Here is a 7,005-nt window from a genome sequence, read left to right on the forward strand (position 1 = left end):
CTTTATCGTTGATTTGGCGAATGTTCCCACCGATCAAGAACGTCGTAAAACTCGTAATCAATCAGACCTTTACTTAATAAGCGTTTATCAAGATAAGAGCGAATAAGCTCGTGATTAGCCCAATCTCTAAAATCTACGCCGTTTGGCTTGTTGTCGATATTGCAATCAAGCACGTTAGAATGCGAATGATCGCGCAATTTACCGATAATGTAATCGTCGCAAGCGGTTATATATGGATCGTTTGTAACGGCGGACGGCGACGCAACGCCAATCATCTTGATATATTGCGCCCAATTTGGCGTTTGTTCTCTAAGTATGCGAACAGATTGATTGGCGTATAGATTGCCCTGACTGTGAGCAATCAGTATTAACCGCTTATCTTCGGCTATATCGTTTAGGTAGTCGCTAATCATCTCATTGAGATTATTTTGCTCAAACGCTTCCGTGTCCGCGTCAATCGCAAAAACATTTATGCAATCTCTAATGATTAATAAAATCTTATCTATCGGATTAACCGCTCCTCGCAACAAGGAGACAAACTGATTGTAAATAAAATCGTCGTCGTATTGCGCTTCTTTCATCTTTTGCCAAAAGACCTCTTTCAAGTCCTCCCATTCGCTTTGATGATAATTGTACGATAGTTTGAACTCAAACTTTTCTAAGCTATATCGATCCGCCAAATATTGACCATAAACGCTTTCTAATGCCTTCTTCCCTTCTTGCGCGCCATCTTCGGTATTCCACACTCCGTTCACAAAATATATAACCGTCGATAACGCCTTGCACTCTTCGCTCTCCTCGTCGTAGTAATACCCGTCTTGGCAGTTTGACAACCGCGGTAACCCAACCATTTCAAAGCTGTAGCGAAAATCGTTATCTCCTAGTCCAAGCTGTCCGTATTGATTCTGTCCCGCAGCCCATAGCGAGCCGTCCTCCTTTAACGCCAGAATAGTATAGTCTCCCGCGGCTACACTTTTGATATTTGATATATTCTGAACCTTTGAAAAAGCGCCTTTGTTGTCGCAAAACGACGGAACATAGCCGATTACCGCTTTCCATATATATCCGCAAGCGGTTACATAGTTGTTCAGCGCTTCAATATCGACGCTTAGTAGCGTTCCGCCCATTCCCGGCGCAACCCATAGATCGCCGGAGGTATCCAACGCTAAAGCGTAATCATACGAGGCAAAGATCGCTTTAATATGCGCTAAAGGAACTAGCTCTTCTACGGGAATATTTACGCCGCCGCCCCAATGTAGGTCTTTGATCGCTAGTAGAAATTGCGAATACCGATCTTCGTTTTGAGAGGGGAAAAAGCCTATGCCAAGCTCGCCTACTCCGTTGTAACCCGAAGCGAACAGATTGCCGTCCGCGTTGAGTATATAGCCGCTCTTATAGCCGATAGCCGCGCTTTTGATATTTTCAGCGTATGGCGCCTTGTCGAAATAGAAACGATCTACGGCGTCTCCAAGCCCAAGCTGTCCGTAGGTATTATCGCCTAGCGCCCATACTTCGCCTAGACTATTGACGACCAAAACGCTATCGTAACCCGCCGCTATGCTTTTTATGGGCGCCTCGCCCGCCGGAGCGTCGGAAAACAGCGTGGAATACGGTAATATCGCGCTTATACCTAACTGTCCGCGATTATTTCTGCCAGCCGTCCATACTTTGCCGTTATTGTCTAAAGCTACGGAGTGGTTTGATCCAGCCGCTACGCTTGTTATGCCGCCCTGTTCCGTCATGCGCTCGAATATATTGCGCGGATTTTGATCGCCGCTTCCTAGCTGCCCGTAGTCGTTGTTTCCCGTAGCCCAGATAGCGCCTTTGTCGTCCGCGACTATAGTGTGCGATAATCCAGCCGCTACGCTTACCGCTTTTCCATAGCTCCAATAGATTTAACTTTAACAAAGCTATGGCTATCGTTGTTATCTCCTATTCCCAGCTGTCCTTTGTCGTTGGCTCCCGTAGTCCATAGATCGCCTTTGGAATCTAAGATAACGCTGTGATAACCGCCAACGACAATTTGAGTTATCTCGCGATCTACGATAACGGTAGCGGAGGCTTGAACGGAGTTATCGGCGACGGAGGTCGCCGTAACTTTAGCGGCGCCTATGGCTTTCGCGGTTACATTTCCGTCTTGGTCTATCGATATTACGGAGGTATCGTTGCAATCCCATATAAGAGAGAGGTTTGTGGCGTCTTGGGGAGTAAAGAGGGGTTCAAAGATATAATCTTGGCTTTTCCAAAGGACGATTGAGCTTGGAAGGGAGATCGATTCAAGAAGCGTATCGCCGCCTGCTTCCATTACCCTAAAGCCGTTTTGGGCGGAAGCGTCGGGGGGTCGAGTCGATGTTGGAATCGTCTCCGCAACCTAACAAGGTTAAAGCGATCGCCAAGCAAGCGAAACGGCGAGAGGCTCTCATAATGTCGTATCCTTTTGCGCTCCAAACTACGCTGTTTTCGGCGAACCAAACCGAAAACGAAATAGCGCCGCTCGCGCGCGTTTAATGTTTTGAGACAATCCTACGCGCGCTAACCTTAATCTACGCTTATGGTTTGCGTATTTAAGGTAAAAAATCAACATAATTTGTCAAGAAACCAATAAAGATGGCAAAAGCGTTCTTTGAGATATAATCCGCGATTACGCTCAAGGCGGTTAGCGCCTAAGAAAGGTTTGGATCGATGGGGATTATCAAGAGTTTGCTTGATCAGGATTTATACAAGATCACTATGCAGCGGGTCTATTTTCACCGCTTCTCTAACGCTACGGCGCGTTACGAGTTTCGTTGCCGCGACGAGAGCGTTGTTTTCACCGAAGCGATGTTCGCCGAGATCGACGCGGAGATTAAAGCGCTCGACAACCTTAAGTTTGAAAAAGAGGAGATCGACTATATCGGCGATCTCTACTATATGAAAGAGGCGAGGGGCTATCTGGAGTTTTTGCGCCTGTTTCGGCTAAACAGCGAGTATATCCGCGCCGATCTTCGAGAGGGCAAGCTCTCTATCGTCGCCGAAGGACCGATCTGGCTTGCGTCGATGTATGAAATTTTTGTGTTGGCGATCGTAAGCGAGGTCTATTTTAAGCGCGCGGCGCTCGGCGATCTCGCCGTTGGGCGCGCGCGATTAGACGCCAAAATCGACGCGATCAAACAACGGGACATACCTTTCAAATTCAGCGATTTTGGGACGCGGCGGCGATATAGTTTGGCGTGGATGGACGAAGTTATTGCCGCGTTAGCCAAAAACTTTGACGGCGCCGTTTTCACGGGAACTTCCAACCTCTACTTCGCCAAAAAATACAACCTTATCCCGATGGGGACGTTAGCGCACGAGTATCTCTGTTTGGGGCAGGCGCTAGACGTGGTAACGATCGCCAACAGCCAGCGTTTTATGCTGCAGACATGGGCGGACGAGTATCGCGGCGATCTGGGAATCGCGCTTAGCGATAATCTAGGATCGGACTACTTTTTTCAGCACGATTTCGACAAGTATTTCAGCCTGCTTTTCAGCGGCGTTAGGCAGGATAGCGGCGATCCGATCGAGTGGGGGCGCAAGACGCTCGAACATTACGAAAAATATAGGATTGATCCGCGCTCGAAAACCTTAGTTTTCAGCGACGCTTTAGATTTTCCGCGCGCCTTTGCGATCAATCGCGAGTTTTACGACAAGGCGAACGTGGCGTTTGGAATCGGCACAAACCTTACCAACGATATGGGCGTTAAGCCGCTTAATATCGTTTTCAAAATGGTAAGCGCCAACGGCAGACCCGTAGCCAAACTCTCCGATTCTCCCACAAAACTGATGTGCGAAGATCAAGGCTATGTCGAATATCTAAAGAGCGTGATAGATCGAGGCTTGTCGCCAAGCTCGCGTCAAAGCGATCGGGGCGGCGTTGAGCAGGTCTAAAGGTTTTGCGATTGAGAAACAAGCCTGCGAATGGCTTGTCAAACGGGGTTTTGAGATTATCGATCGTAACTTTTATGAAAAATTCGGCGAGATCGATATTGTCGCCGCAAAAGAGGGCGTTACGCATTTTATCGAGGTAAAAAGCGGCGAAAATTTCGATCCGATCCACGCCGTTACGCCCGCGAAATTAGCGAAAGTTATCAAAACCGCCGAAAGCTGGCTTCAAAAACGCCGCTGCAACTCCCCTTTTTTGATCGACGCTCTGTTGGCGCGCAAAAACGAATTCGAGTTGATTGAAAACGTAACTATATAAAGTTATAAACGAACGACGCGGGTGCGCGAAAGCAGATCGTGCAATGTTTTCTTATCCTTGCGAAACGCGGGAAGCAAAACGCCGACGATGCTGATAAAGCTGACGCATTCGCAGACAAAGCGCCAGCAGGCTTGCCAAATATACATCGTCTTATCCGTCTTGGAATCTAAAACGATCAGACGCATATATTTTTTGCCGGGCGTGTATCCTTTGCGCACCCAGAACGAAATTACGATTAACGCTAGGAGCGCCGTTTGAGCCGACCACGCGATCAGCGGACGTTTTTCGTATCCGATCGCAAGATTGATTGCGAAAACGAGCGGAACGAGAATCATAAAAATATCGACCAACGACGCGGTAAAGCGCGCCCAAAATCCGGCGGGTTTCAAAGAACTCATAGGCGATCATAGAGAAAAAACGATAAAACTCCGCGTTAGCGCTTTAAGGCGCTAACGCGATCGTTATCTTTGCGTTTTAACGAACGTTCGCGTATGCGGCTAATACGCTTAAAATCAAGAGTAGGTTAAAGATAATAATCAGCGCTATTACCAATTTTATTACCCATTGATGAGTTCCGCCGTGGAGCGCCATCGTGGCGACGCGATCCTCTTCGGTCGCGTATTTGTTTTCGATCGCCGCTTTAAGTTCGCAGTATCGTTTGATAATAAAATACGACGTAAAACCGCCGACAATAATTGCGACAATCAACGTTACGCATCCCCAACCAACAAAATACCCCGCTACTTCAGATAAGTTATTCGGATTTACCAAGCCGCGCTCTATCTCATAAAGCACCCGACTCGGAGCAACGAGACGCGCAAGCATGAATAAAACGAGGTTTGTCCCCCAAACGACCAAAGCCGCCAGATAGGTTTTACGATAAAGCGGAAATAAAGCGCCGCCGAAAAACGCCCACCACGACCATTTCCAGCATAGTCTTGGAGCGCCCAAGCTCGCGGCGCGTTCGTATAGATCGCGGTAAAAAGGCATTTTTGACGGCTTTTTTACAAATGCCGCCAACATCTTTTCGTCGTAATCGCTCCATTGCGAAGTAGCCATCTTGACCTCCTTGCCATTTTACCGCAATTATAACGCGTCAATCCTTACGCGTTTTCAGCCGATCGGATCGCCTTGCGGCGGCGGCAGCGCGCGCTCCGCGCGTTGGCGGTTCTCTTTTGATCGCGTTAATCGCGCAAGAGTTTATTTTCTCCCATATATTGCAAACAACTTGCAATCGCCGAGTTCGCACGCTTTGCGAGCGTCTTTTGCGGCGTTTTTTAGATCGCCTAATTTACCGTAAGCATTTCCGCGATTATTGTAAGCGTTCACTAAGTTTGGATCAATCTTAATCGCTTGCGTGTAATCGGCGATCGCCTTGCTATAGTCGCCTAAATTAGCGTAAGCAAGTCCGCGATTGTAGTAAGCGAACGCATAGCCTGAATTGATCTTAATCGCTTGGTTGTAATCCGCGATCTCTTTACTTGTATCGCCTAAATTTTTGTAAGCAAGTCCGCGATTATTGTAAGCAAGCGCTAAGTTTGGATCGATCTTGATCGCTTGATTGTAATCCGCAATCGCTTTGCTTGTATCGCCTAACTTATAGTAAACGAATCCGCGATTATTGTAAGCGTTCGCTAAGTTTGGAGCGATCTTGATCGTTTGCGTGTAATCGGCGATCGCCTTGCTATAGTCGCCTAAATTATAGTAAGCGAGTCCGCGATTATTGTAAACAAGCGCTAAGTTTGGATCGATCTTAATCGCTTGATTGAAATCCGCGATCGCTTTGTTATGGTCGCCTAAATTTTCGTAAGCGAGTCCGCGATTGTTGTAAACGTCCGCATCGTTTGGATCGATCTTGATCGCTTGGTTGTAATCGGCGATCGCTCTGCTTATGTCGCCTAAATTATAGTAAGCGACTCCGCGATTGTTGTAAGCGCCCGCTAAGTTTGGATCGATCTTAATCGCTTGGCTGTAAAGTTCGAGCGCCCCTTCAAAATCGCCGCGGTTATATGCGCTCACGCCTCGATTAGACGCCTCCTCCGCAGCGCTCGTTTTGAATAAAAAAGGTATAGAGACGTTTAGGCAAAGCGCTATTAGCGCGATCGCCGCTATTTTTAAGAGTTTATTTATAAAGAGAGCTTTCATTGCGGCGCTCTCGTTATAGGCGCAAAAACCCTTTGCGGCGTTTGATCGGCAAACGAAAAACGCTTTATCCTATCGCAAACGCGAACTAACAGGGGAATAGAACTTTTAGCTTTACAAAGCCGTCGCCCAGCGATCATCGTTTGATCTCCTTTTGCGCGTAAAATTGGCAAATTATAGACCATATCAGCATAAGAATATCAAAAAACCGCGACGCTTAACCAATATCCGCTTTATGAACCGCCCTTTGCGCTCCCTTTTCGCTTTACCGATCGTCCTTTGCCCCGCCCCCCGCTATTTTCGCCCCCATCCCCGCGCGGAGCGATAGGGCGGTTCCGCCCGTAATCGCGTAGGAAGGCGGATACCCATCTTTTAAAGATCGTTGTTATGGGTTCCCGCATTCCTAAGCGCCTTATCGCCGTGCCTTTCGGAGCGGGCGCTACGTTGGAAATAACAATACGCGCAACATGTTAATCGCTAAAAACGCTAACTTCGGTAAAGGCTACGCGATTGTCGTTGTCGCCTAAACCAAGCTGACCGGCTTCGTTATTTCCCGCCGCATAAACTCTGCCGCTCTTTGATAGCGCGAGGGAGTGAAAGCCGCCGACAGATATAGCGACAATGGTTTTAGCGCTTAAACTTGT

At 47.8% G+C, this 7,005-nt stretch carries 8 protein-coding genes; 2 read left to right on the plus strand and 6 right to left on the minus strand.

Features of this window, described 5'->3' with window-relative positions; translation table 11 throughout:
* Window positions 1-2: 2 nt before the first annotated feature.
* Complete coding sequence (locus tag LBF86_01685; GenBank protein MDR0664222.1) at window positions 3-1,895, minus strand: hypothetical protein; 1,893 nt, start codon at window positions 1,893-1,895, stop codon at window positions 3-5.
* Window positions 1,868-2,305: an Ig-like domain-containing protein gene (locus LBF86_01690; protein MDR0664223.1), complete on the minus strand. Its 438-nt coding sequence runs from the start codon at window positions 2,303-2,305 to the stop codon at window positions 1,868-1,870. The genes LBF86_01685 and LBF86_01690 overlap by 28 nt, the downstream gene beginning before the upstream one ends.
* Before the next feature lie 377 nt (window positions 2,306-2,682).
* Between LBF86_01690 and pncB the strand changes: the two genes are divergently transcribed.
* Both pncB and LBF86_01700 read left to right on the plus strand, forming a co-directional pair.
* Entirely contained in the window at window positions 2,683-3,906 is a 1,224-nt protein-coding gene (gene pncB / locus LBF86_01695) for a nicotinate phosphoribosyltransferase (protein MDR0664224.1), read from the plus strand.
* The gene (locus tag LBF86_01700) at window positions 3,893-4,219 is read left to right on the plus strand and encodes a YraN family protein (protein MDR0664225.1); all 327 of its coding nucleotides are present in this window, start codon (window positions 3,893-3,895) and stop codon (window positions 4,217-4,219) included. Before pncB ends, LBF86_01700 begins: the two co-directional genes overlap by 14 nt.
* Before the next feature lie 2 nt (window positions 4,220-4,221).
* Here LBF86_01700 and LBF86_01705 read toward each other — a convergent pair whose 3' ends face one another.
* The 4 genes from LBF86_01705 to LBF86_01720 all read right to left on the minus strand — a co-directional run bounded on the left by LBF86_01705 (window position 4,222) and on the right by LBF86_01720 (window position 6,984).
* Window positions 4,222-4,617 (minus strand): RDD family protein, encoded by a 396-nt coding sequence (locus tag LBF86_01705; GenBank protein MDR0664226.1) that lies wholly within the window; start codon window positions 4,615-4,617, stop codon window positions 4,222-4,224.
* Window positions 4,618-4,693: 76 nt separating this feature from the next.
* On the minus strand, window positions 4,694-5,278 hold the full coding sequence (locus tag LBF86_01710; protein ID MDR0664227.1) for a DUF2628 domain-containing protein: 585 nt from the start codon (window positions 5,276-5,278) through the stop codon (window positions 4,694-4,696).
* Between the two features lie 141 nt (window positions 5,279-5,419).
* Entirely contained in the window at window positions 5,420-6,364 is a 945-nt protein-coding gene (locus tag LBF86_01715) for a tetratricopeptide repeat protein (protein MDR0664228.1), read from the minus strand.
* A gap of 467 nt (window positions 6,365-6,831) precedes the next feature.
* A complete protein-coding gene (locus LBF86_01720; GenBank protein ID MDR0664229.1) occupies window positions 6,832-6,984 on the minus strand; it encodes a hypothetical protein in 153 nt (50 codons plus the stop codon).
* Between the last annotated feature and the right edge of the window lie 21 nt (window positions 6,985-7,005).

It is taken from the genome of Helicobacteraceae bacterium (genome assembly GCA_031258155.1).
In the GTDB taxonomy this organism is placed as follows: Bacteria; Campylobacterota; Campylobacteria; order Campylobacterales; family SZUA-545; genus JAIRNH01.

Bases quoted from the DNA above. Each gene is read 5' to 3' on its own strand.
- LBF86_01690 (MDR0664223.1), bottom strand. From the start codon at position 2,305: ATGGAAGCAGGCGGCGATACGCTTCTTGAATCGATCTCCCTTCCAAGC.
- pncB (MDR0664224.1), top strand. From the start codon at position 2,683: ATGGGGATTATCAAGAGTTTGCTTGATCAGGATTTATACAAGATCACT.
- LBF86_01705 (MDR0664226.1), bottom strand. From the start codon at position 4,617: ATGAGTTCTTTGAAACCCGCCGGATTTTGGGCGCGCTTTACCGCGTCG.
- LBF86_01710 (MDR0664227.1), bottom strand. From the start codon at position 5,278: ATGGCTACTTCGCAATGGAGCGATTACGACGAAAAGATGTTGGCGGCA.
- LBF86_01715 (MDR0664228.1), bottom strand. From the start codon at position 6,364: ATGAAAGCTCTCTTTATAAATAAACTCTTAAAAATAGCGGCGATCGCG.